This is a genomic window from Ciceribacter sp. L1K23 (genome assembly GCF_018122705.1).
GTDB lineage: Bacteria > Pseudomonadota > Alphaproteobacteria > Rhizobiales > Rhizobiaceae > Allorhizobium.
Genome location: NZ_JAGRRC010000005.1, coordinates 1 through 518 on the forward strand (window position 1 = coordinate 1; position 518 = coordinate 518).

Consider the following 518-nt stretch of genomic DNA (forward strand, 5'->3'; position numbering starts at 1 on the left):
CTCAACCTTGGCTACCCGCACTTCATAATGATTGTACCATTCCGTGCGACCTTGGCTTCGAGCGGCAAGATGGTCAACCACTTTTTTCCAGTTGCGGATTGAGATCTCGTCTGCCCAATAGGAGTTGGTTATGCCGAAGCCATCGGCTCCCCGCGCCGATTCCACACCCAGAAAACCCGGCTGCTGGCTGGCGAGATTGACCATGGCAACCGCCATGGCACCATAGCCTTTATCGCCGTCCGTGCGCGTCGATGAAAAACAGACAACGTAATAGGGTGGGGCTGGAAGCGTGGCAAACGGTGATGGCATGTCAAAGCCTTCTTGAAATGTTCCGTAAGCGTTCTCTATTCCATAGTTCAGCAGTGATAAACCAATTCAATTGCGTGATGAATTGAGAACAAAAAAAGCGGAGCCGAGGCCCCGCTTTCCAAATGCCAAATTCCAGAAGCGATTAACGCTTGGAGAACTGCGCCCCAAAGCGCGATTAGCGCTTGGAGAACTGTGCCCAAGAGCGCGAT

The 518-nt window shown here is 52.5% G+C and carries 1 protein-coding gene; it reads right to left on the bottom strand.

Annotation, left to right across the window (positions count from 1 at the left end):
- On the bottom strand, positions 1-309 hold a 309-nt coding region (locus J5J10_RS22220), incomplete at its 3' end, for an antibiotic biosynthesis monooxygenase (protein ID WP_211931829.1).
- Positions 310-518: the final 209 nt, after the last annotated feature.